21 protein-coding genes are annotated in these 21522 nt (G+C 62.1%); 6 read left to right on the top strand and 15 right to left on the bottom strand.

The window, feature by feature from the left end; translation table 11 throughout:
- The first annotated feature begins 78 nt into the window (after positions 1 to 78).
- Both QMX89_RS05850 and QMX89_RS05845 read left to right on the top strand, forming a co-directional pair.
- Positions 79 to 894 (top strand): alpha/beta hydrolase, encoded by an 816-nt coding sequence (locus tag QMX89_RS05850; RefSeq protein WP_192065610.1) that lies wholly within the window; start codon positions 79 to 81, stop codon positions 892 to 894.
- Positions 891 to 2060 (top strand): PAS domain-containing sensor histidine kinase, encoded by a 1170-nt coding sequence (locus QMX89_RS05845; RefSeq protein WP_282347371.1) that lies wholly within the window; start codon positions 891 to 893, stop codon positions 2058 to 2060. The genes QMX89_RS05850 and QMX89_RS05845 overlap by 4 nt, the downstream gene beginning before the upstream one ends.
- A gap of 29 nt (positions 2061 to 2089) precedes the next feature.
- Here the strand turns inward: QMX89_RS05845 and QMX89_RS05840 are convergent, their stop codons facing one another.
- The 7 genes from QMX89_RS05840 to QMX89_RS05810 form a co-directional block, all read right to left on the bottom strand.
- Entirely contained in the window at positions 2090 to 3217 is a 1128-nt protein-coding gene (locus tag QMX89_RS05840) for a catalase family protein (protein ID WP_049861369.1), read from the bottom strand.
- A gap of 46 nt (positions 3218 to 3263) precedes the next feature.
- Positions 3264 to 4361 (bottom strand): alpha/beta hydrolase, encoded by a 1098-nt coding sequence (locus QMX89_RS05835; protein WP_282347370.1) that lies wholly within the window; start codon positions 4359 to 4361, stop codon positions 3264 to 3266.
- 231 nt (positions 4362 to 4592) lie between these two features.
- Positions 4593 to 5837, bottom strand: a complete 1245-nt coding sequence (locus QMX89_RS05830) for a saccharopine dehydrogenase family protein (RefSeq protein WP_056843183.1) — start codon at positions 5835 to 5837, stop codon at positions 4593 to 4595.
- A gap of 27 nt (positions 5838 to 5864) precedes the next feature.
- On the bottom strand, positions 5865 to 6962 hold the full coding sequence (locus tag QMX89_RS05825; protein WP_282347369.1) for a carboxynorspermidine decarboxylase: 1098 nt from the start codon (positions 6960 to 6962) through the stop codon (positions 5865 to 5867).
- Between the two features lie 329 nt (positions 6963 to 7291).
- On the bottom strand, positions 7292 to 8164 hold the full coding sequence (locus QMX89_RS05820) for a rhomboid family intramembrane serine protease (protein WP_122741747.1): 873 nt from the start codon (positions 8162 to 8164) through the stop codon (positions 7292 to 7294).
- Positions 8161 to 9132, bottom strand: a complete 972-nt coding sequence (locus tag QMX89_RS05815; protein ID WP_282347368.1) for a metallophosphoesterase — start codon at positions 9130 to 9132, stop codon at positions 8161 to 8163. The genes QMX89_RS05820 and QMX89_RS05815 overlap by 4 nt, the downstream gene beginning before the upstream one ends.
- Positions 9132 to 10025 (bottom strand): NAD(+) kinase, encoded by an 894-nt coding sequence (locus QMX89_RS05810; RefSeq protein WP_043187749.1) that lies wholly within the window; start codon positions 10023 to 10025, stop codon positions 9132 to 9134. Before QMX89_RS05810 ends, QMX89_RS05815 begins: the two co-directional genes overlap by 1 nt.
- Before the next feature lie 167 nt (positions 10026 to 10192).
- Here QMX89_RS05810 and QMX89_RS05805 point away from each other — a divergent pair, with 167 nt between their 5' ends.
- Both QMX89_RS05805 and QMX89_RS05800 read left to right on the top strand, forming a co-directional pair.
- Positions 10193 to 11140 carry a DUF1853 family protein gene (locus tag QMX89_RS05805; RefSeq protein ID WP_282347367.1) on the top strand — a complete coding sequence of 316 codons (948 nt, stop codon included), beginning with the start codon at positions 10193 to 10195 and terminating at the stop codon, positions 11138 to 11140.
- A gap of 71 nt (positions 11141 to 11211) precedes the next feature.
- On the top strand, positions 11212 to 11760 hold the full coding sequence (locus QMX89_RS05800; protein WP_282347366.1) for a cytochrome b: 549 nt from the start codon (positions 11212 to 11214) through the stop codon (positions 11758 to 11760).
- A 4-nt stretch (positions 11761 to 11764) separates the two neighbouring features.
- Here the strand turns inward: QMX89_RS05800 and QMX89_RS05795 are convergent, their stop codons facing one another.
- On the bottom strand, positions 11765 to 12655 hold the full coding sequence (locus QMX89_RS05795; protein WP_282347365.1) for a pyridoxal-phosphate dependent enzyme: 891 nt from the start codon (positions 12653 to 12655) through the stop codon (positions 11765 to 11767).
- A gap of 65 nt (positions 12656 to 12720) precedes the next feature.
- On the bottom strand, positions 12721 to 14757 hold the full coding sequence (locus tag QMX89_RS05790) for an NADPH-dependent 2,4-dienoyl-CoA reductase (RefSeq protein ID WP_282347364.1): 2037 nt from the start codon (positions 14755 to 14757) through the stop codon (positions 12721 to 12723).
- 188 nt (positions 14758 to 14945) lie between these two features.
- On the opposite strand from QMX89_RS05790, the gene QMX89_RS05785 reads away from it, so the two are divergent.
- Both QMX89_RS05785 and QMX89_RS05780 read left to right on the top strand, forming a co-directional pair.
- Positions 14946 to 16061: a nitrilase-related carbon-nitrogen hydrolase gene (locus QMX89_RS05785; protein ID WP_282347418.1), complete on the top strand. Its 1116-nt coding sequence runs from the start codon at positions 14946 to 14948 to the stop codon at positions 16059 to 16061.
- 4 nt (positions 16062 to 16065) lie between these two features.
- Positions 16066 to 17085: an AraC family transcriptional regulator gene (locus tag QMX89_RS05780; RefSeq protein ID WP_049861357.1), complete on the top strand. Its 1020-nt coding sequence runs from the start codon at positions 16066 to 16068 to the stop codon at positions 17083 to 17085.
- Between the two features lie 21 nt (positions 17086 to 17106).
- Here the strand turns inward: QMX89_RS05780 and QMX89_RS05775 are convergent, their stop codons facing one another.
- The 6 genes from QMX89_RS05775 to rpsA form a co-directional block, all read right to left on the bottom strand.
- The gene (locus tag QMX89_RS05775) at positions 17107 to 17955 is read right to left on the bottom strand and encodes a DUF2242 domain-containing protein (protein WP_282347363.1); all 849 of its coding nucleotides are present in this window, start codon (positions 17953 to 17955) and stop codon (positions 17107 to 17109) included.
- A 117-nt stretch (positions 17956 to 18072) separates the two neighbouring features.
- Entirely contained in the window at positions 18073 to 18423 is a 351-nt protein-coding gene (locus QMX89_RS05770; RefSeq protein ID WP_282347362.1) for a lipopolysaccharide assembly protein LapA domain-containing protein, read from the bottom strand.
- 21 nt (positions 18424 to 18444) lie between these two features.
- On the bottom strand, positions 18445 to 18738 hold the full coding sequence (ihfB, locus tag QMX89_RS05765) for an integration host factor subunit beta (RefSeq protein WP_049861359.1): 294 nt from the start codon (positions 18736 to 18738) through the stop codon (positions 18445 to 18447).
- A 111-nt stretch (positions 18739 to 18849) separates the two neighbouring features.
- Complete coding sequence (locus tag QMX89_RS05760; RefSeq protein ID WP_049861360.1) at positions 18850 to 19149, bottom strand: hypothetical protein; 300 nt, start codon at positions 19147 to 19149, stop codon at positions 18850 to 18852.
- 179 nt (positions 19150 to 19328) lie between these two features.
- Positions 19329 to 19628: a hypothetical protein gene (locus QMX89_RS05755; RefSeq protein WP_090357097.1), complete on the bottom strand. Its 300-nt coding sequence runs from the start codon at positions 19626 to 19628 to the stop codon at positions 19329 to 19331.
- A gap of 150 nt (positions 19629 to 19778) precedes the next feature.
- Complete coding sequence (gene rpsA, locus QMX89_RS05750; protein WP_049861362.1) at positions 19779 to 21467, bottom strand: 30S ribosomal protein S1; 1689 nt, start codon at positions 21465 to 21467, stop codon at positions 19779 to 19781.
- Positions 21468 to 21522: the final 55 nt, after the last annotated feature.

The raw sequence follows: 21522 nt of genomic DNA, 5'->3' as shown, positions 1-21522 counted from the left end.
ACGTCGGTGACTATGCTCGGGTAGACTAGACGGCTAATCGACCCCGCATGCTCGCTTGCGCACACAGGAATTTCTCGGATGTCCGTCCAGGCTCGCAACAATGTGGTAGTCAAGGGCCAGGGGCCTCTGACGCTGGTGTTCGCCCATGGGTTTGGCTGCGACCAGAACATGTGGCGCATGGTCGAACCCACCTTTGCCAAGCGCTACCGCACCGTGTTGTTCGACATGGTCGGATGCGGCAAGTCCGATGTCGGCGCCTATGACATCGACAAGTACTCAACGCTGGCGGGCTATGCCGAGGACATCGTCGAAATCATCCAGGAATTCAAACAGGGTCCGGTGGTGTTCATCGGCCATTCGGTCGGCGCGATGGCCGGCGTCATGGCCGCCAACCTGAGCCCCGGGCTGATCAGTGCCCACGCCATGGTCGGCCCCTCGCCGTCCTACATCACCGACGAGGACTATCCCGGCGGCTTCACCCGCGACGACATCGACGCCCTGCTCTCGACCCTTGAAAGCAACTACCTGGGCTGGTCCAGTGCGATGGCGCCACGCATCATGGGCAACTCGGAAACGCCGGAACTGGGCGCCGAACTGACCAACAGTTTCTGCCAGACCGACCCGAACATCGCCAAGCGTTTCGCGCGTGTGACCTTCCTCACCGACAGCCGCGAAGACGTACGCCAGTTACGTGAGCCGGTACTGGTCATCCAGTCTTCCGACGACTTCATCGCGCCCAGGGCCGTTGGCGAATACCTGACTCAAGTGATCGACGATTGCCGCATGGTGCTGGTCGAGAACGAAGGCCACTGCCCGCACCTGAGCCAGCCTGCCGCCTGCATCGAAGCCATCCAGACCTTCCTCGACCAGACCTGCGGCCATCTGCCCGCATGAGCGTCGAGGCCACGGGCATCCCGAATGCCGAGGCGCTCTATCAACAGGCTCCCTGCGCCCTGCTGCTCATCAACGAGAAGGGCTTGATCCTCGAGGTCAACCAGACGTTCTGCCAATGGCTGGGCTATACCCGCGAGCAACTGATTGGCACACGCAAGCTGCAGGAACTACTGACCGTAGGTGGTCGCATGTTCTACCAGACGCACTGGATGCCATTGCTGGCGATGCAAGGTTTCATCACCGAGGTCAAACTGGACTTCTTGACCGCGCAAGGCACTGTCGCGCCGATGGTGCTCAATGCCGGAAGACGCGAGCATGAAGGCCAGGTGCTCAACGCCGTATCGGCGTTCATCGTGGCTGACCGCATGCGTTTCGAACAGGAACTCCTGCAGGCCAAGCGTCAGGCCGAGGACGCCTTGCAGCGGCATGTGGTGCTGGAACACGAACTGAATCGACAGCGCGAGCTCGCCGTAGATCGCGCACTGTTCGCCGAGCAGATGATCGGCATCGTCAGCCACGATCTGCGCAACCCGTTGCAGGTCGTGTCCATGGCAGCGCAGTACCTGCGTTCGCAGGACATGACCGAACGGCAGGACACCATGCTCGGCCACATCGGGGAGGCCACGACACGTTCGCAACGCCTGATCAACGACCTCTTGGACTTCACCCAGGCGCGAATTGGCCAGGGTTTGGCGGTGAGCCGCGCACCCATCCAACTGGACCGTGTCATCGCGGCCGCCGTCGCCTCGTTGCGCCTGCTTCACCCACACCGCGAAATCGCTTTCAGCGCCAGCGACGAAGCCTTGTTCTGCCAGGCGGACGCGGACCGTCTGGCGCAATTGCTCGGCAATCTGGTCTCGAATGCGGTGACTTATGGCGATGGCGCCAGCCCTATCGACGTGCGAGTGTCGGCAGCACAGGGAACAGTGGAAATTGCCGTGCACAATGTCGGCAATCCGATCGACGAAACCCAGCTGAGCACGATTTTTTCCCCCATGACGCGAGGAGCTGAAGCGGGTCGCGAAGTACGTAGTGTCGGGTTGGGCCTGTTCATCGTCAGCGAGATCGCCAAGGCCCACGGGGGTGTGGTCGAGGTCGTTTCTACCGCACAGGCAGGGACCACCTTTGCCGTGCGTTTTCCGGCGTATGCCTCAGGCGGTCATTGACCGCCATCGGCAGACCGGCTGCCCAAATCTCAGCGTGGCTCGTGCATCGGACAACCGTTGTGGGTAGCGCGGAAGCCGGAAGACATCTCGTAGGCGGGTTTGCGCACACGCATGACACCCCCCAGCGGACGGTGCGCCGCCAGACCATGCCAAGGGCTGAACGACATCCGCTCGTTGATCGTCTGAATGCTTTCCTCCGACCATGCGGCCTGGGCCGGCACTTCGATACGGGCAACGGTCACGAAGGGACTCAGCTCTTCCGACCATTGCTTTGAGGCATCCTCGATCGGCATTTCATCAAGGTCGGTTGCCAGCTGGATACGCACTTCCCACGTACCCCCCTGGGTTGCAAAATATTCGGTGACCGCTTCACGCAGTCCGTCTGGCTTGCCGTCCAGATCGACGGGTTGATCGGTCAAATCGGTCAGCGATTGGGCCACTGGCACCACTTCCAGCTTGGCGTAGTGGTTACCGTACAGAAACGGCACGACTGTGTTGAAGGTTTCGCCCAGCACATGGGTCAGCGGATGCCCGCCCATGCTCTTGAGCGTACCGCTTTCACCACCCATGGTCTCGATCACCGACTCCACGCCACGAAGCAGCGCCGAAAACGCCTTCTTCAGACCAGGACCCTTGTCTGTGGTCTTGGCCAAGAGCTTGAGACTCTTCAAGAACGCCTTTGGCGTGGCAGCGGTGAACGCCTTGGCGTTCTGCATCACGAAATCCTGAGTCACATCGCCTTCACTGCCCGGTAGACGCTCGCCCTGAACGCCAACAATCTTCAGCCCCAAGCCGCGAGGTGTGGAGACCTTGTCGTCCAGAATGTCACCAGGGTTGGTGGAAAAGCGCATCACCACCGGCAGTGTGCCAGGGACGGCAAAGGCGCCCTGCGCCAAAGGCGCAGGAAGACCCTCGAGTACCGTGATATGACCCCTTACCAGCCCGTGAGCCTTGGCATGCACGCCACGCAACGCGTGGCCGCCGTCTTCGAACGTCGTATCCAGGATGCTGCGCATCACCTGGTTAAGCTCTTGGCTGGTTTCAGCCTCGTCATCGGGCACTTGCTCGAATGAAGGCTCAAACACCAGCGGAGTGACGGTCAATCCACCTTCCGGCAGTGGACGGTCAGCCAATGGGTTATCCGAAGAATGGTTCATGTGCATGCCTCTGCTCTGGTCGTACGGTTATCACGCTGGATCTTTATTATTTGGCCAGGTCGGCTTTCAGACGCTCGCCTGCATACATCTGGGCTTCCTCGGCTTTTTTCACCACTGCAGCGGTGCCGAAGAATTCGTGGGTCACGCCGGGATAAACCTTGCGCTCGACACTGACACCCGCAGTACGCAGCGCCTTTTCCAGCTCGGCGCCATCGTCGCGCAGCGGGTCGATTTCGGCGTTGATGACTGTCACCGGCGGCAAGCCCTTCAGGTCGGCGTGGACCAGATCGATGCGAGTGTCTTTCACGTCAGCCGGACCCTTGGTCACGTTGTCGATGAACCACAGCATCATCGGACGGTTGAGCGGCATGGCATCGGCGTACTTGCGATAGGACTCGGTCTCGGTATTGGACTGAGCCACTGGGTAGACCGACAGCACATGCTTGGGCTCGGTCAGACCGGCCTTGTGGGCTGCGACTGCGGTTGCCACGGCGAGGTTGCCGCCAGCGCTTTCGCCAGCCAGTGCCAGACGTTTGGCATCGCCATTGACTGCGGAAGCGTTCTTGCTCAACCAGCGATAGGCCGCCAAGGCATCGTCGTGAGCAGCGGGAAACTTGTTTTCGGGCGCGCGGCGGTAGTCGACGGACACGACCACGGCGTTGGCTTGTTTGGAAATGCCGCGCGCGCCACCGTCATACACCTTGCGATCGGCAAATACCCAGCCACCACCGTGGAAGTACAGGACCACCGGGAACGGTCCTTTGCCTTCGGGGGTGTAGACGGTGGCCGGCAGTGCGCCTGCTGCGCCCGGTACAGTGATATCACGAGTGGTGACGCCGGGGACCAGGGCGGTCGGAGCGCTGTCACGTTTTTCATCGGCGAGCACGCCTTTGACGGCATCGGCAATGGTGGGTTGCTGCCGAGCCTCGACGGCCGTGATTTTCTCCACGGCCTTGGCGTCGAAGCTGGCGAATTTGTTCAGGACGGTCTGCATGTCCGAATCGGTGCGGAACATGCTCTTGGTACCGCTCACGGCGAGTTCGGAAACCGAGCGTTTTTCCGGATCACGCGCGCAGCCGCTCAAAGCCATTGCCACACCAGCAGCGCACAGCGCTACCATCCATTTACGGTCAGTCTTGATCATTGTTTTTTGCCTCGAACGAGAGTGGGAACGTCACGGAATATCAGGCCGCTGATAGCAACTTGATGTTCCAAAATTCCCACCTGCACTCAGACCGACGGTAGTCCTCCAAATACCACGACCCCTGTAGCAGCGGCGCAAACCGCGTCATCGGCCACAGAGGTGTGTCTGGAAAAACTGGGCGACCCCTGACGCGGCTTGCGCCGCTGCTACAGGGGTCGCGGTTGGCGGGACTTACGCAGTGGCGTCCCAGGCGCGGTCGCCGGAGGCGTCCTTGATGCGCGTCGGCAGGCCCATGGCGTCGAGCGCCTTGAGGAACGGCTCTGCGGGCAGCTCTTCGACGTTGGCCATGCGCTGCACGTCCCATTCGCCACGGGCAACCAGCAGGGCGGCAGCCACGGGCGGCACACCGGCAGTGTAGGAAATGCCCTGGCTGTCGGTCTCGGCGTAGGCTTCTTCGTGGTCCGCGACGTTATAGATGAACATCTCATGGGGCTGCCCATTGCGGCTGCCCTTGACCAGATCGCCGATGCAGGTCTTGCCGGTGTAGCCCGGCGCCAACGACGAGGGATCCGGCAACACAGCCTTGACCACCTTGAGCGGTACCACTTCCAGACCTTCGGCGGTCTTCACCGGCTGCTCCGACAGCAGACCGAGATTCTTCAGCACCGTGAACACATTGATGTAATGCTCACCGAAGCTCATCCAGAAGCGCACGTTGGGCACATCGAGATTCTTCGACAGCGAGTGCACTTCGTCATGCCCGGTCAGGTACAGGTTCTGCGAACCCACCACCGGCAGATCGTCGGTGCGCTTGACTTCGAACATGGTGTTGCTGGTCCACTGGCTGTTCTGCCAGCTCCAGACCTGCCCGGTGAATTCCCGGAAATTGATTTCCGGATCGAAATTGGTGGCGAAATACTTGCCGTGGGAACCGGCGTTCACGTCGAGGATATCGATCGAATCGATACGATCGAAATGCTGTTGCTGCGCCAGCGCGGCATAGGCATTGACCACGCCCGGATCGAAGCCCACGCCCAGGATGGCGGTGACGTTCTTCTGTTGGCACTCTTCCAGGTGCTTCCACTCGTAGTTGCCGTACCAGGGCGGCGTTTCGCAGACCTTGCCCGGCTCTTCATGGATGGCGGTGTCCAGGTAGGCCACGCCGGTGTCGATGCAGGCGCGCAGCACCGACATGTTCAGAAACGCGGAACCGACGTTGATGACGATCTGCGACTCGGTCTGCACGATGAGTGCCTTGGTCGCCTCGACGTCCAGCGCATCGAGCGCGAACGCCTGGATGTCGGCGGGCTGCTTGAGGCTGCCCTTGGCCTTGACGCTGTCGATGATGGCCTGGCATTTGGAGATGTTGCGCGACGCGATGGCAATACGACCAAGTTCATCGTTGTGCTGCGCGCACTTGTGGGCCACCACCTTGGCGACACCTCCTGCACCAATGATAAGAACGTTCTTCTTCAATTTATTCACTTCTCCTCGGCTGTCCGCTTACGAAAGGCTGGACAGGTAGTCTTCGAAACCAAACTCACGAACCACCTCGACTGTACCGTCGAGTTGTTTCACTACGATGGACGGCATCTTCAGGCCGTTGAACCAGTTCTTCTTGACCATGGTGTAACCGGCGGCATCGACGAACGACAGGCGATCACCGATGGCCAATGGACGCTCGAACGGGTATTCGCCGAAGATATCGCCGGCCAGGCAGGATTTGCCGCACACCATGTAGGTGTGTTCGCCACTGCTGGGGGCCAGCTTGGCATTGAGCCGGTAGATCAGCAGGTCGAGCATGTGCGCTTCGATCGAGCTGTCGACCACGGCCAGGTGCTTGCCGTTATAGAGGGTGTCGAGCACGGTGACTTCCAGCGATGCGCTGTTGGTGATCGCCGCCTCGCCAGGTTCCAGGTACACCTGCACGCCGTACTTCTGCGAAAAGGCCTTGAGCCGGGCGCAGAAATCGTCCAGTGCGTAACCTTCACCGGTGAAATGAATGCCGCCGCCGAGGCTGACCCATTGCACCTTGTGCAACAGATGACCGAAGCGCTCCTCGATGGTCCCCAGCATTTTGTCGAACAGGGCGAAGTCGCCGTTCTCGCAGTTGTTGTGGAACATGAAGCCGGAGATCTGCTGGATCACTTCCTCGACCTTGACCGGGTCCCATTCGCCCAGACGGCTGAAGGGTCGCGCCGGATCGGCCAGCAGGTAGTCGGAACTGCTGACCTGCGGGTTGACCCGCAGGCCGCGGGTCTTGCCTTGCGAGGCCTGGGCAAAACGCTGCAGCTGGCCGATCGAGTTGAAGATGATCTTGTCGCAGTTGGCGAGCATCTCTTCGATCTCGTCGTCGGCCCAGGCCACGCTGTAGGCGTGGGTTTCGCCGGCGAACTTCTGCCGACCCAGCTTGAGCTCGTACAGCGACGACGAGGTGGTGCCGTCCATGTACTGCTCCATCAGGTCGAACACCGACCAGGTGGCGAAGCACTTGAGCGCCAGCAAAGCCTTGGCCCCGGACTGTTCGCGCACGTAGGCGATCTTTTCCAGGTTGCCCAGGAGCTTCTGTTTGTCGATGAGGTAGTACGGCGTATTGATCATTTCGAGGCCCCCGGCATGGCCAGCCAAAAAAAGGACCCGCATTGTGCCTTCAGTTACCCCGGACCGAAAGAGCGACCGCCCGATTTCCACGCGATACCACCCCGCCGCCCGCAGCACCGAACACACCGCACCCACCACCGACGCGCATCAGGCACACCTCATACCCCGCGGCTTGCTTCCCCCTGTAGCAGCGGCGCGAGCCGCGTCCGGCCTCACCGCACAGCATCAGGCACACCCCTACACCACCAACGCGGCTCCCGCGCCCCTGTAGCAGCGGCGCAAGCCGCGTCCTGCCTCACCGCACAGCATCAGGCACACCGCCGACACGCTTACCGGGACTTGCGCCGGGCCAGCAGGCCGCCCATGAGGCCCGTGGCGCAGCCGATCAACAGACCGCCAACATGCGCACCATTGGCAATTTCGCCGAAGCCCAGCACGCTCACCAGCCCGCTCAGACACAGCCCGAGCCATATCAGCATCATGACCAGCACACCACGCGGCAATCGGTAGATCGGGTTGGGCGCCAGCCATTGGTACAACCAGCAGTGCCCGAGCAACCCATACAGCACCCCCGACAACCCGCCGAACAAACTCGGCCCACTGACCAGGTACTGGACCACGTTCGACACCAGGCTGAACGACAGGGTCAGCCCGAGCAGATTGATCCGCCCCTGCAACGCTTCGATACGCCGCCCCAGCTCCCAGTACCACAGCGCGTTCATCGCCAGGTGCAGCAAACCGAAATGGATCAGCATGGGGCTGAACAGACGCCACCACTGCCCGCTCGCCAAGGTATCGGCCAGCGGCGTGAAGTAGAGGTACTCGCCCTGCACCTGAAAGTCGAGAAAGGTCAGCCAGCGCAGACTGCCCAGGTTGTCCCCCAGCAGGGTCACTGCCGCCACCACCAGGCACGCCAGCAGCACCGCAGCCGTGGCCGGGCTGGCCTTGAGCTGCTGCACGAAACCCGGCCTCTGCACCGGCGCATGCCGGGCCATCAATTGCGGATCGACTTCGGCGTTGCCTTCCGGATAGCGCTGGTACAGGTCGCGAATATCCTGCGCCAGGCGTTCGTCGGGCACCCAAAGCACTTGGCTACCTTGCTCTTCGCTAACCCGATGGGGCACCTTCAGACGTCTCAGCAAGCCTACGAAACCACTCAGATCAGTGCTCAGCGGCAGACGCAATACGGCGATTGCACTCATGAAAACGCCTCCGGGCGTTCGACTTCGACCCACACGAACTTGCGCGGATCGATTCGGGTTTCCTGGTCCAGACGGTACGCCACCAGCTTGCCGTACAGCACCGCGCTGTAATCCAGGCAAGCCAGGTTCGGCCGTATCGCCGCCGGTCGCCCACTGCGCCAGTAGTGGCCGACAAACAGCAAGGGCTCGTCGACTCCGTAGCGCAGCAAGGCGTTCTTCTGCTCCTCGCTCAACGGCGCGCAGGCCACCTCGTCTGGCAGCGCATCAGGCTGAAACACCACATCACCGTAGGTTTGCGGATCGTCTTCCCAGAACTTGGTCCGAAAGAAGGCCCGACTCAGGCCGTCGGCCCCAGTCAGGGTGAGACCACCGGGCAGACGCATGTCGGTGCCGCGCAGCAGGCGGTCGAACACCTGGCTGGCAAAGCTGCCCTTGACCGCCGATGCCTGGAGAAAATGCGCGTCGATGCAGCCATCCGGGTGCTGTCGGCGCAGCGGCTCGATAAGGCCTGCGTCCCAGCACGCGTGCACCAGCCGGAAGCGTTCGGCATCCAGAAACAACGGCAACTCGTAGAACCAGCCAAGAAAATCATGCCAGTCGCCTGGGTGCTGAGCGAACTGGTCGAGGGTCGCCTGGATCAGGCGTTCATGCCGTGGCACATGTTCGCGCACATAGTGCTTGCCACTGCCCGGCAGGGCCGGCGTGCTCCAGCCCAGGGCGTTGAACTCGTGATTGCCCATGATGCAGCGCGCCTGATCGGCCACCACCATGTCATGGACGATGTGCAGGGACTCGCGGATCCTTGGCCCGCGATCGATGATGTCGCCGAGAAACAGCGCCTGGCGCGACCCATGGCGCCAGACGCCGCCCTGCTTGCGATAGCCCAGCCTGTCGAGCAGATGTTCGAGAGTGTGTGCGCAACCGTGCACATCGCCGATCAGGTCGTAACTTCGCGCCGGGTCGAGCATCAATCGCCTCCGGTGTTGCCGAGCCGGCTGCCCCAGCCGAGTTTGGTCCGGCACACTTCGTAATAATTGTGGTCCAGGGGATGAATCAGACGCAGTTTCTGCGATTTCTTGCGCACCGTAAGGGTATCGCCCGGGGCGCAGGTGAAGTGGTTCTGACCATCACATGAGACTTGCGGATAGATCTGCATGTTCTTTGAGACAACGATTTTCATCTCGCTGTTGCCATCGACGACGATCGGCCGCCCCGAAAGCGTGTGCGGGTACATGGGCACGATCACGATCGCATCGAGCTTGGGGTGCATGATCGGCCCGCCCGCCGACAGTGCGTAGGCGGTCGAGCCGGTCGGCGTGGCGAGGATCAGGCCGTCGGCCTTCTGGCTACAGACGAACTGCCCGTCGATGTAGATCTCGAACTCGATCATGCGGGTGGACTTGCCCGGGTGCAGCACAACGTCGTTGAGCGCATCGCCCTGGCCGATGGCCTCGCCATGCCGGCGCACCTCGGCCTCGAGCAGGAAACGATTCTCGACCAGATAGTGTCCATCCAGTACCTCGGCTACCTTGACCTCAAGCTCGTCGGGGCGGATGTCGGTGAGGAAACCCAGGCTGCCGCGGTTGATGCCCAGCACCGGCGTGTTGTGCCGGGCCAATGCCCGCGCCGCGCCCAGCAGGCTACCGTCGCCGCCGACCACGATCACCAGGTCGCAGACTTCGCCGAGCATCTTGCGCGAAGACGTCTGCAGGTTGTGGCCGGGCAGTACTTCGGCAATGGTGTCCTCGAGGATGACGTGCATGTGCCTGTCCAGCAGGAAGCGCTTGAGGCGGCGAATGGTATCGAGCACCTGCGAGCTGCCGAGGCGGCCGATGATACCGATATTGCGAAATTGCTCCATGAGGCTCCTGCTCGGGTCTGTTCTGGCTATCGGGATGCGCCAGGCACATTCCACAACGCTGTCGCGCAACCAGCGGTTGCGGACAAAAATACGGATCTGGATTATGGAGTAAAGCCGTTGCCGCACAAAACCCTTTCAGCCACCGCGCCATTGACCGGGATCGTCCCATGAATCCATTTGCCGCCCTCGCCGACTTTCCACGCCACCTGCGCCAGCCCCAGGTGCGCGATCTGGCGTGGGTCATCCTCGCCCCGCCGCTGCTGCACACAGCGCCCTGGACGCAACGCCATCCCCTAGCCGGCAGCCGCTGGGCCGAACGGCCTGAAGACTTGCAGGCGTGGCTGCTGGCCCTGGACGATGCCAGCCAACCCCTGGTCGACTGGCTGGCCCAGGCCCCCACGCGGCGCCTTGGCCTGTACTACGAACGCCTGTGGCAATTCGCCCTGCACCAGGCGCCCGGTATCGAGCTGCTCGCCGCCAACCTGCCGATTCGCAAGGGTGGACACACGTTGGGCGAGCTCGACATGGTGATTCGCGACCGCGACGGTGTGCACCACCTGGAACTGGCCATCAAGCTGTACCTGGGGCCGGTGGCCGCCGACGGCCACGACGCCTTCCAGTGGCTGGGCCCCAACACCCAGGATCGGCTGGGTCGCAAGCTCAACCACCTGGCCGAGCACCAGTTGCCCATTTCCACGTCCAGTCAGGGCCGCGAAGCCTTGCATGACCTGGGCATAGAGCAGTTCGACGCCCACCTGTGGCTGGCCGGCTACCTGTTCTACCCCTGGCCAGGCGCAGCGAGCGCGCCCGAACATGCCCACCCCGACCACTTGCGCGGACGCTGGGTGCATCAGCGCGATTGGCTGATCTTCGTCGAGCAACGCCCGGACGGGCGCTGGCAGCCGCTGCCGCGCGATGCCTGGCTGGCACCGGCTCGCCTCGCTGCCGCCGACGCCTGGGCGCCCGACCAGCTCAACGCCTGGCTGCAGCAACTGGACCCACTCGCCGCCGCGCAGATGCTCGTGCGTCTGACCCACGACGCTCATGGTGACTGGCAGGAAGCCGAGCGGGTCTTCCTGGTCGCCGACCCCTGGCCAGCCCTGCCGGGCGTGTAAAGCACGGGGCTGGCTAAAGATGTTCACCGCCGGCCCGATACCCTGTGCATGACCGCTCGAGTAGTCGCCCGATGACCTGGAGAAACACCCACGCGCGTTACGGCAGCCTGTCCATCGCCCTTCACTGGTCGATGCTGGCCCTGCTGGCCGCCACCTATGCGTGTATCGAGTTGCGCGGACAATTCGCACGAGGCAGCGGCGCGCGCGTACTGATCGTGCAGTTTCACTTCATGCTGGGCCTGAGCGTGGGTTTGCTGGTGTGGCTGCGTCTGCTGGCACGAAGCCTGGGCGTCACCCCGCGCATCGTTCCGCCTCTCCCCGCCTGGCAGACCCGCCTGGCCAGCCTGATGCACCTTGCACTCTACGCCTTGATGATCGGCCTGCCGTTGCTCGGCTGGCTGATCCTCAGCGCGCAGAACCGGCCCGTCTCGTTCTGGGGCATCGAGTTGCCTCACCTGATCGGCGAGGACCGTGACCTCGGTGGGCGCCTGCAGGAATGGCACATGCGCATCGCCGGCTGGGGCTATTGGCTGATCGGCCTGCACGGCCTGCTGGGCCTGGGCCATCATTACCTGCGCGGCGACAATACCCTGCGCCGCATGCTGCCGCAGCGCGACTGAAACGTCACGGCGCGGCCCGCCAACCCTGCAGGCCGCCGGTGTGCACGAACACCACGCGGCTGCCTGCGGCGAGCACGCCCGCCGTTGCCGCCTCGCGCAAGGCCCACAACGCCTTGGCTGTGTACACCGGCTCCAGGGGAATACCCGCCTCGGCCTCGCAGTCGCGCATGAACGCCAGCAGCGCGCTGTCCATCTTGGCAAAGCCGCCGCGACTGGCATCGAGCAGGGTATGACCCCGTTCGCCGCACAGCGCATTCACCTGCTCTTGCGCACCATGTCCCGGCCCGACCGCCAGCGCTCCGTAAACCCGACGCTGCCCGCCTTCGGCGAGGACCAAGCCGGCCAGAGTCGTACCGGTACCGACCGCCAGCCACCATGCCTCGAAATCGTCCCAGCCGATATCTGCCAGTTGCGCCTGCACTTGAACCCTCAGAGCTGCACATCCCTTGGCCCCCAGCAACCCTCCGCCACCCTCGGGCACCGGCAGCAGATCGGGGTAGCGTGCCTGCCAGGGTGCCCAGAAATCCTCCCGGTGGCGCTGTCGATACCCCTCGTAACCCAACCAGTGCAGCTCCATTCCCCACCGCTGCAGGTCAATCACGGTCGGTGTCACCTGGGCGCGGCCGCGCAGCAAGCCGACCGTGCGCAGCCCCAGGCGCTCACCGGCCGCCGCCAGGGCATGCAGATGGTTGGAATGCGCACCGCCCAGACTGATGAGCCCCCTGCAGCCAGCAGCCTGAGCGGCCAGCAGGTGATGCTGGAGCTTGAACGACTTGTTGCCGCTGATCAGCGGATCGATGAGGTCGAGCCGGAGTATGGCCGCCTCGATGCCGGCCTCGGCGAGCCAGGACAATCGCAAGGGTTGCAACGGGGCGCGTGGTAGATCAAGAAGCATGGGGGCCTGACAAGCTGGACGTGGGAATGCAGCGGCGACGGGACCGACCCGGCGCGCTGCTCATTCTACAGCACGGCTGCCAGGCGCGAGCCTTGGTCGATGGCGCGTTTGGCGTCCAGTTCCGCGGCCACGTCCGCGCCACCGATCAGGTGCACTCGCTGCCCGGCCTCGATCAGCCCCTGCTCCAGCTCGCGCAACGGATCCTGCCCCGCGCAGATCACCACGTTGTCCACCGCCAGCACCCGCGGCTCGCCCCCGCCCACGCGCACATGCAGGCCGGCGTCATCGATCTTCAAGTACTCGACCCCGTTGACCATGCGCACGCCCTTGCTCTTCAACCCGGCGCGATGGATCCAGCCGGTGGTCTTGCCCAGGCCTTCACCCACCTTGCCCGCCTTGCGCTGCAGCAGGTAGACCTCGCGCGCCGGCGCGTGGGTCTGCGCCGCAACCCCAGCCACACCGCCGCGGGCGTGCAGCGTCAGGTCGATGCCCCACTCCTTCCAGAATGCCTCACGATCAAGGCTGGTGAACGGCCCTTGATGCACCAGGAACTCGCTGACGTCGAAGCCGATGCCACCGGCGCCGATCACCGCCACACGCTGACCCACCGGGCGCCGTTGCAGCAGCACGTCCAGGTAACCCAGCACCATGGGATGGTCGATACCCTCGATGTCCGGCAGCCGAGGGGCGATGCCCGTGGCCAGCACGATCTCGTCGAAACCTCCGGCTGTCAGCGCGGCTACGTCGACCCGCGCGCCCAGGCGCACGTCCACGCCGAGGCGCGTCAGCCTGCGATCGAAATAGCGCAGGGTTTCGTTGAACTCTTCCTTGCCCGGAATGCGCTTGGCCACGTTGAACTGACCGCCGATCTCGTCGCGCGAGTCGAACAGCGTCACCGCATGGCCGCGCTCGGCCGCCACCGTGGCCGCCGCCAACCCGGCCGGGCCGGCACCGACGATGGCAATCCTGCGCAACTGGGTCACGGGCAGATAATTGAGCTCGGTTTCATGGCAGGCGCGCGGGTTGACCAGGCAACTGGTCAGCTTGCCGGCGAAGGTGTGATCCAGGCAGGCCTGATTACAGGCGATGCAGGTGTTGATCTCGTCGCCCCGGTCGGCAGCGGCCTTGTTGATGAATTCAGGGTCGGCCAGAAATGGCCGCGCCATCGATACCATGTCCGCGTCGCCATCGGCCAGGATGCGCTCGGCTACCTCCGGGGTGTTGATGCGATTGGTGGTGATCAGCGGCAGCCGCACCGCCGTGCGCAACTTCGCCGTGACCTTGCTGAACGCCGCGCGGGGCACCTTGGTGGCGATGGTCGGAATGCGTGCTTCGTGCCAGCCGATACCGGTGTTGATCAGCGTGGCGCCCGCCGCCTCGATGGCCTGGGCCAACTCGACCACTTCCTCCCAGATGCTGCCGCCTTCGATCAGGTCGAGCATGGACAGGCGGAAGATGATGATGAACTCGCGACCGACTGCTTGCCTGACCTGACTGACGATCTCGACCGCCAGGCGCATGCGATTGGCGTAGCTGCCGCCCCAGCGATCGGTACGCTGGTTGCTGTGGGCTGCCAGGAACTGATTGATGAAGTAGCCTTCCGAGCCCATGATCTCGACACCGTCATAGCCTGCCGACTGGGCCAGTCGAGCACAGGCGACGAAGTCAGCGATCTGCTTCTGAATGCCCTCTTCATCAAGTTCATGAGGCTTGAACGGGTTAATCGGCGCCTGAATGGCGCTCGGCGCCACCAGCTTGGGGCTGTATGCATAACGCCCGGCATGCAGGATCTGCAGACAGATCTTGCCGCCGGCCTCATGCACCGCCTGGGTCACGATCCGATGCTTTTCCGCCTCCTCGGGCGTGCTCAGCTTGGCCGCCCCGGCATACACTCCGCCTTCTTCGTTCGGAGCAATGCCGCCAGTGACGATCAGGCCCACTCCACCCCGCGCACGTTCGGCGAAATACGCGGCCATGCGTTCGAACCCGCCCGGTTTTTCCTCAAGACCGGTGTGCATGGAACCCATCAGACTCCGGTTGCGCAAGGTGGTGAAACCCAGGTCCAGGGGTGCCAGCAGATGAGGATAGGGAGCAGCGGCCATGGGATCTCCACAGGCAGGATCACGGATAGGTGCCAAACCTCTTTCAGCGGGCTCGGTCACGACGAGTGTCTGACAGTAAAGACCTGAGCCGCCTGCCTCAATGACCGGAAATGACAAGTCATTGATCATGCCGCACGCGACGTCTACCCTAGTGCGGATTCACCAACAGGAGCTGATTGTTGTCCCTCATGCGCAAAATCCTGATGTCCGTGGTCGCCCTGCTTTGCCTGGCGGCGTTGACCACCTATGCGCTGTGGACGACCCAGCGGCCCGTAGGCCACTACCTGTCGGACCTGCGCGTCACGTTCGAGGGGGTCGACGGCGTGCCGGCCGGGCGGGGCAATCTACTGGGCGTTCAGCCCGAACTGTTCCCGGCGGACTACCAGAGTGTCGAACGCCTGCGCCTGAAACTGGCCGGTTATCTGCAACACGCCCAGGACGCCGGCCTGCTCAACGGCAAGACCATCGTCGTGCTGCCCGAGCACATCGGCACCTGGTTGTGGGCCGTGGGCGAGAAGAACGAGTTCTACCAGGCCGCGCAACGCCGCGATGCCGAACAATGGCTCGCCGCCAGCAACCCGCTGGACCTGCTCGCCGGATTGGTCCAAGCCCATGGCGACGACCGCTTCGCCGACGCCTACCTGCGCATGAAGGCGGCGCGCATGGCCGATCAATACCAGCAACTGTTCGGCGGCCTCGCCAGGCAGTTCGGTGTGACGCTGGTCGCGGGCTCCATCATTCTACCCAAGCCTTCGGTTGCCGACGGTCGCCTGCGAACCGACAGCGGGCCGTTGTACAACGCCAGCGTCGTGTTCGCCACCGATGGCTCCATCCTCGGTCAGCCGCAGCTCCAGCATTTTACCAGTCACCCTACCCGGCGCTATGTGCAATCCCTGGGCGATGCGCCATTCAACGTTTTCGACACCCCGGCCGGAAAACTCGCCGTACTGATAGGCACCGACAGCTGGCACCCGGCCAGTCACGCCCAACTACGCCAGCAGGACGTGCAACTGCTGGCGGTGCCGGCATCGGTGCTGGGCCGGGGCCGCTGGTCCAGCCCGTGGCGTGGCTTCCGCATCAGCCCGGCGCCCACCGATGTCGCCGTGTCATCTCGCGAAGTCAGCGAGGCACACGCCTGGCAACGTCTGAGCGAAGCCAGCGCGCCCTTGGCCAGCATGACCGTGTTCATGGGCGGGCATTTCTGGAATCAGTTCTACGAAGGGCAAAGTTTCGCGCGCCAGCGCGAACGGTTCGGGCAAGTCGGCGATGGGCGCGGCGCGCGCCTGATCAACTTGTGGCTCTAGGCGCGTGACGGGCCAGCGCATCAAACTCGGCGACCTGTCGGTCGGCTTCACTCAAAGCCTGGCCGAGGCAGTACGTAGCCACGGTCATGACCCCTTACCCCTGTTGGCCCAATATGGACTGGAGCCCAGTCGGCTCAACGTGGCCGGTGCACGGTTGACCATCGCCCGCTATATGCGCCTGGGGCATGCGGCCATCGCACTCACCGGCGACCCTGCCCTGGGCCTGCGCATCGGTCAGGCCAGTCGCTTGAGCCAGGCGGGGTTGGCGGGTATCACGGCCGCACAGGCGCCAACGGTGCGCGAAGCCGCCCGTACGCTGATTCGCTTCGAAGCGCTGTATGCAGCCAACTACCGCGGGCAGTCGAGCTTTCATGAAGACCGCGAAGGCGCCTGGCTACGTTTCTATTCGATCAGCCCCTACAACGCCTACAACCGGTTCGTTGTGGATTCGCTGCTGACCGGCTGGCTGCGGCAACTGAGCGTGCTGGCGGGGCAGGAAGTGCGTGCACAGCGGCTGGAGATCGAGTTCGCCGCGCCGCAGTACGCCGATCACTACCCTGCCAACACCAGCTTCGGCTGCGAGCACAATCAACTGCGTCTAACCCACGCCAGCCTCAGCCTGCGCAACCCCGAGCACTGTCCCAGCACCTGGCAGCATCTGTTGCAACTGTGCGAGCAGGAGCTGGAACGGCTGACCCGTATCCGGACTTTGGCCGAACGGGTCAGCCAGCTGCTCGGCCCCTTGCTCAATGGCGGGCGCGAGCCCACGCTGGACGAAGTCGCCGCTTGCCTGAAAATGCCGGCCTGGACCCTACGCCGCAAGCTGACCCAAGAAGGCACCCAATTTCGCTCGATTCTCAACGACACCCGCCGGGACCTGGCACAGACCTACATCCGTGACACCGAGTTGGCCTTCGGCGAAATTGCCTATCTACTGGGATTCACCTCGGCCGAAGCCTTCCAGCGTGCGTTCAAGCGCTGGTGCGCAGTCACGCCCGGAGAGTACCGCCGCACGAACCGTTGATGGCCCGTACGTACATGGTCTTCAAGGCTGCGAGACAGGCGTGTCGGCGGCAGGCGTTTCAAGGGCGGCATCGGGGACTGACTGCGGCGTTTCGGGCTGTGTCATGATTTCGATCGGTGCCGGTTGCGCCGGAGGTGCCACAGGCTGCGAGGCCTCCTGTTCAGGCACCGCGTCTACCTGAGGCGCCTGGATGGCAGGCGGCGTCGGCTGCGCCAACGGCGTTTGCGCAGCCGATGGCGCCGCTACCGCAGGCGCCAGGGAAGTAGCGGGTGCGGTGTCGGGCACACCCAGCTCATCCTGGGCTGGCTGCGGCGCTGCCGCCTTCTTGGCTTTGACCGGCATGAAGCTCTCGACCAGGGCGAAATAGCGGTCGTAGAACGTATCCGACGCCACTGTTTCACTGGCCACCTTGACCATGGAGTCGTCGGTGGACCCGATCGGCATCGACACCGAACCCAGCACGCCCACGCCCACGCTGGCGGAGTTGTTGACCTTCTTCAGCGCGTAGCGATCCTGCAGGGCGTTGGCGAACACGGTGGAACTGTGATCACTGCTGGCATCGGCTACGCACACCACATTGAAGCTGATTTCCAGATGACTCTCGCCGGTTTGCTGGAAGCTCTTGTGGCCGCTGACCTGGCGCGGATCATTGCTGGTGATGATGTAACCCTGACTGAGCAATCCACGCCGGGCGGCCTCGCAGGATGCTACGTCACTGACGGGATAGTTGCGCGAGAACGTACCGGAGTCGGCAAAGTTTTCGTGTTCGTAGATGGCGGTCTTGGGTGAGGAACACCCTGCCAGGCCAAGCCATGCAATTGCCAGCAAGGCGCCTGGGAGGCGACGTCCGAAAGGAAATGGGAGTGACATTTGGAGTCCTGGAAAACAGTCTGCGGCTATTGTGCAACAGAACATGCGCATGCGGCGCATGAAATACCGTTCAATCAGGAAGTGCGGTGATACGCAATGTTTCCATGGACTGCGTGCTTACTTCACTGCAGGCGGCTGAGTCACAGGCTGCGCAGGAGCGCCAGTAGCGGCTGCAGAATCAAGAGGCACGGTCGCAAGTGCGGCGCGTTGCTCGGCGCGAGCCTTGGCACGCAACTGCTTGCGCCAGCGATACTTGCTGGTGGCTGCGATATACCAGCCGAACAACGGGCCCAACACCATGCCTGCGAGCACACCTGCCAATACGAAGACAGAAACCGGCAACGAAGGGCTGGACCACCCAAGAGCGCTCAGGGTGACGGCCTGCTGGTTCTCAAGCAAGAATATCAGCACGGCAGCGGCGACTGCCAGGAAGATCAGCACCAGCAGCAACTTCTTGAGATTACGCAAAGCCTTCTCCTTCAACGTCGATCAAACGAGTTCTTCATCCTCGTTCACCCGGTCGCGCAATTCCTTGCCGGGCTTGAAATGCGGAACGAACTTGCCATCCAGGCTTACTGACTGACCTGTCTTCGGGTTACGCCCGACACGCGGCGCGCGATAGTGCAGGGAAAAGCTGCCGAAACCGCGTATCTCGATCCTGTCACCCGTGGCAAGGCACTGGGACATTTGTTCAAGCATGGTCTTGATGGCCAGTTCCACATCCTTGGATGAAAGTAGACCTTGATGGGTGACAATACGTTCGATCAATTCCGACTTCGTCATATTTTTCCCTTCTTTATCAAGCAGCTAGATCAGCGCTTAGAAGGTTTTAGCATGGCTTGACAGATTTGAACAGCCCGACTCTTGACTTCTTCGCAATCAGTTGTCGGTGCACTATTTGAACGCACTGCTCTTGCGGCATTTGACGATCATGCTGCGCGTGGAATAACCGGCAGGGTTGAGACCAAAGACGTAGTCATCGGGGTCTTCCTTGGCATCACTGGACTTGGCCAAGGTGCGGTAGCCCGCAGGTCCACAGGCGGACTCGGCTTCTTTCTCGCATTGCGCCCAGGACGAAGTGAGTCCCGAACAGTTGATGTGCAATCCGCGGTTACCACGTTTGCCGTGGGAGGTGGAGGTGGCTGCGCAGGCGGTCACCAGCAGCAATGCTGCGATGAGCAAGGTAAATTTCATGACTCGGGCCTTGTCTACTTCAGGATGGACACGGGTTCAGGAGTAACGGCGAAATCGATCAACAACGACAGGCCACCTACCCTATCCAAGTAGCTGGCCGATTGCTAATTTACTTCAGGCGGGTTTCAGTGCGATGACTCGGAAGATTGTAACTATTCGTACAACACCGCCCTGACCTGTCATCCCTGGCTGTTGCAGCGCACGAACATGGTCCGACTGGCCATGCCGGGATTCCAGCCCAGGAAGCCATCCTCCGGGTCCTCTTTGATATCCGATGTCTTTGCCAAGACCTTATAGCCTGCCGAGCGGCACGATTGATGGGCCTTGTCATAGCACTTGCCCCATGACGAACCCAAGCCACTGCAGTTGATTTGCAACGCCTGCATGCCCCGATAATCTCGTTTGACCACCGATGTGGTGGAGCACCCGGACGTCAGGCCAACTACTACGAACAGCATCGCGGTTACTACGGTTTTCATCCCTGGAGGTCCTTGGGTATTCACTTATGCCTTTGAGCCTACCAGGCACTTTTAAGTTCGGCATCCGTTCCTGCTGAAGGGTACGAAACGCAAATCGCAGGCACAAAAAAGGGCGACCGAAGTCGCCCTTTTCTACAGGTCAAACAGAACTTAGTTCTGCTTTTCCATCTGAGCACGCAGCAGATCGCCCAGAGTGGTCGGACCGGCAGCGATATCCGAAGTGGCTGGCTTGTCGCGCAGGCTCTGGATAGCTTCTTTCTCGTCTTCAACGTCTTTCGATTTGATCGACAGTTGGATGACGCGGGACTTGCGGTCGACGCTGATGATCTTGGCTTCGACTTCTTCGCCTTCCTTCAGGACGTTGCGCGCGTCTTCAACGCGGTCACGGCTGATTTCGGAAGCTTTCAAAGTGGCTTCGATGTCGTCGGCCAGGGTGATCACAGCGCCCTTGGCGTCAACTTCCTTAACGGTACCGCGAACGATAGCGCCTTTGTCGTTGACAGCAACGTAGTTGGAGAACGGATCGTCTTCCAGCTGCTTGATGCCCAGGGAGATGCGCTCGCGCTCTGGATCTACCGACAGGATGACGGTGTCAAGCTCGTCGCCCTTCTTGAAACGACGTACGGCTTCTTCGCCAACTTCGTTCCAGGAGATGTCGGACAGGTGAACCAGGCCGTCGATGCCGCCGTCCAGACCAATGAAGATACCGAAATCGGTGATCGACTTGATGGTGCCGGAGATCTTGTCGCCCTTGTTGAACTGGCCAGAGAAGTCTTCCCACGGGTTCGACTTGCACTGCTTGATGCCCAGGGAGATACGACGACGCTCTTCGTCGATGTCCAGAACCATGACTTCCACTTCGTCGCCGACTTGTACGACTTTCGAAGGGTGGATGTTCTTGTTGGTCCAGTCCATTTCGGAAACGTGCACCAAGCCTTCCACGCCTTCTTCCAGCTCTGCGAAGCAGCCGTAGTCGGTCAGGTTGGTCACGCGCGCCATGACGCGAGTGCTTTCCGGGTAACGTGCCTTGATGGCAACCCATGGGTCTTCGCCCAGTTGCTTCAGGCCCAGGGATACGCGGTTACGCTCGCGATCGTACTTCAGAACCTTGACATCGATCTCGTCGCCAACGTTGACGATTTCCGATGGGTGCTTGATACGCTTCCAGGCCATGTCGGTGATGTGCAGCAGGCCATCGACGCCACCCAGATCGACGAATGCGCCGTAATCGGTGAGGTTCTTGACGATACCCTTGACTTGCTGACCTTCCTGCAGGGATTCCAGCAGAGCTTCGCGCTCGGCGGAGTTCTCGGCTTCCAGGACACTGCGACGGGAAACGACAACGTTGTTGCGCTTCTGGTCCAGCTTGATGACCTTGAATTCGAGCTCTTTACCTTCCAGGTGGGTGGTGTCGCGCACAGGGCGGACATCAACCAGGGAACCAGGCAGGAACGCACGGATGCCGTTAACGTCGACAGTGAAGCCGCCTTTAACCTTACCGTTGATAACGCCCTTGACCACTTCCTCGGCGGCGAAAGCTGCTTCCAGAACGATCCAGCACTCGGCGCGCTTGGCTTTTTCGCGGGACAGCTTGGTTTCGCCAAAGCCGTCTTCTACCGCGTCCAGCGCAACGTGGACTTCGTCACCGACCTTGATGGTCAGTTCGCCAGCGTCGTTGTAGAACTGCTCGAGCGGGATGACACCCTCGGACTTCAGGCCGGCGTGGACAGTAACCCAGTCACCGTCGATATCGACGACGATACCGGTGATGATTGCGCCTGGCTGAAGATTGAGAGTTTTTAGGCTTTCTTCAAAGAGTTCTGCAAAGCTTTCGCTCATTTTAATTCCTGTAGATTTGGGCGAAACATACGCCCATCAGCCACGCTCCAGACAA

This window comes from Pseudomonas sp. PS01301 (genome assembly GCF_029960215.1).
In the GTDB taxonomy this organism is placed as follows: domain Bacteria; phylum Pseudomonadota; class Gammaproteobacteria; order Pseudomonadales; family Pseudomonadaceae; genus Aquipseudomonas; species Aquipseudomonas coleopterorum.
Note: the sequence above shows the minus strand (reverse complement) of the source record. Positions and strands in the feature narration are given on the sequence as shown.

Excerpts from the sequence above, each read along its gene's own strand:
- QMX89_RS05850 (WP_192065610.1), top strand. The coding sequence starts at position 79 with ATGTCCGTCCAGGCTCGCAACAATGTGGTAGTCAAGGGCCAGGGGCCT.
- QMX89_RS05845 (WP_282347371.1), top strand. The coding sequence starts at position 891 with ATGAGCGTCGAGGCCACGGGCATCCCGAATGCCGAGGCGCTCTATCAA.
- QMX89_RS05840 (WP_049861369.1), bottom strand. The coding sequence starts at position 3,217 with ATGAACCATTCTTCGGATAACCCATTGGCTGACCGTCCACTGCCGGAA.
- QMX89_RS05835 (WP_282347370.1), bottom strand. The coding sequence starts at position 4,361 with ATGATCAAGACTGACCGTAAATGGATGGTAGCGCTGTGCGCTGCTGGT.
- QMX89_RS05825 (WP_282347369.1), bottom strand. The coding sequence starts at position 6,962 with ATGATCAATACGCCGTACTACCTCATCGACAAACAGAAGCTCCTGGGC.
- QMX89_RS05820 (WP_122741747.1), bottom strand. The coding sequence starts at position 8,164 with ATGAGTGCAATCGCCGTATTGCGTCTGCCGCTGAGCACTGATCTGAGT.
- QMX89_RS05815 (WP_282347368.1), bottom strand. The coding sequence starts at position 9,132 with ATGCTCGACCCGGCGCGAAGTTACGACCTGATCGGCGATGTGCACGGT.
- QMX89_RS05810 (WP_043187749.1), bottom strand. The coding sequence starts at position 10,025 with ATGGAGCAATTTCGCAATATCGGTATCATCGGCCGCCTCGGCAGCTCG.
- QMX89_RS05805 (WP_282347367.1), top strand. The coding sequence starts at position 10,193 with ATGAATCCATTTGCCGCCCTCGCCGACTTTCCACGCCACCTGCGCCAG.
- QMX89_RS05800 (WP_282347366.1), top strand. The coding sequence starts at position 11,212 with ATGACCTGGAGAAACACCCACGCGCGTTACGGCAGCCTGTCCATCGCC.
- QMX89_RS05795 (WP_282347365.1), bottom strand. The coding sequence starts at position 12,655 with ATGCTTCTTGATCTACCACGCGCCCCGTTGCAACCCTTGCGATTGTCC.
- QMX89_RS05790 (WP_282347364.1), bottom strand. The coding sequence starts at position 14,757 with ATGGCCGCTGCTCCCTATCCTCATCTGCTGGCACCCCTGGACCTGGGT.
- QMX89_RS05785 (WP_282347418.1), top strand. The coding sequence starts at position 14,946 with ATGCGCAAAATCCTGATGTCCGTGGTCGCCCTGCTTTGCCTGGCGGCG.
- QMX89_RS05775 (WP_282347363.1), bottom strand. The coding sequence starts at position 17,955 with ATGTCACTCCCATTTCCTTTCGGACGTCGCCTCCCAGGCGCCTTGCTG.
- ihfB (WP_049861359.1), bottom strand. The coding sequence starts at position 18,738 with ATGACGAAGTCGGAATTGATCGAACGTATTGTCACCCATCAAGGTCTA.
- QMX89_RS05760 (WP_049861360.1), bottom strand. The coding sequence starts at position 19,149 with ATGAAATTTACCTTGCTCATCGCAGCATTGCTGCTGGTGACCGCCTGC.
- QMX89_RS05755 (WP_090357097.1), bottom strand. The coding sequence starts at position 19,628 with ATGAAAACCGTAGTAACCGCGATGCTGTTCGTAGTAGTTGGCCTGACG.
- rpsA (WP_049861362.1), bottom strand. The coding sequence starts at position 21,467 with ATGAGCGAAAGCTTTGCAGAACTCTTTGAAGAAAGCCTAAAAACTCTC.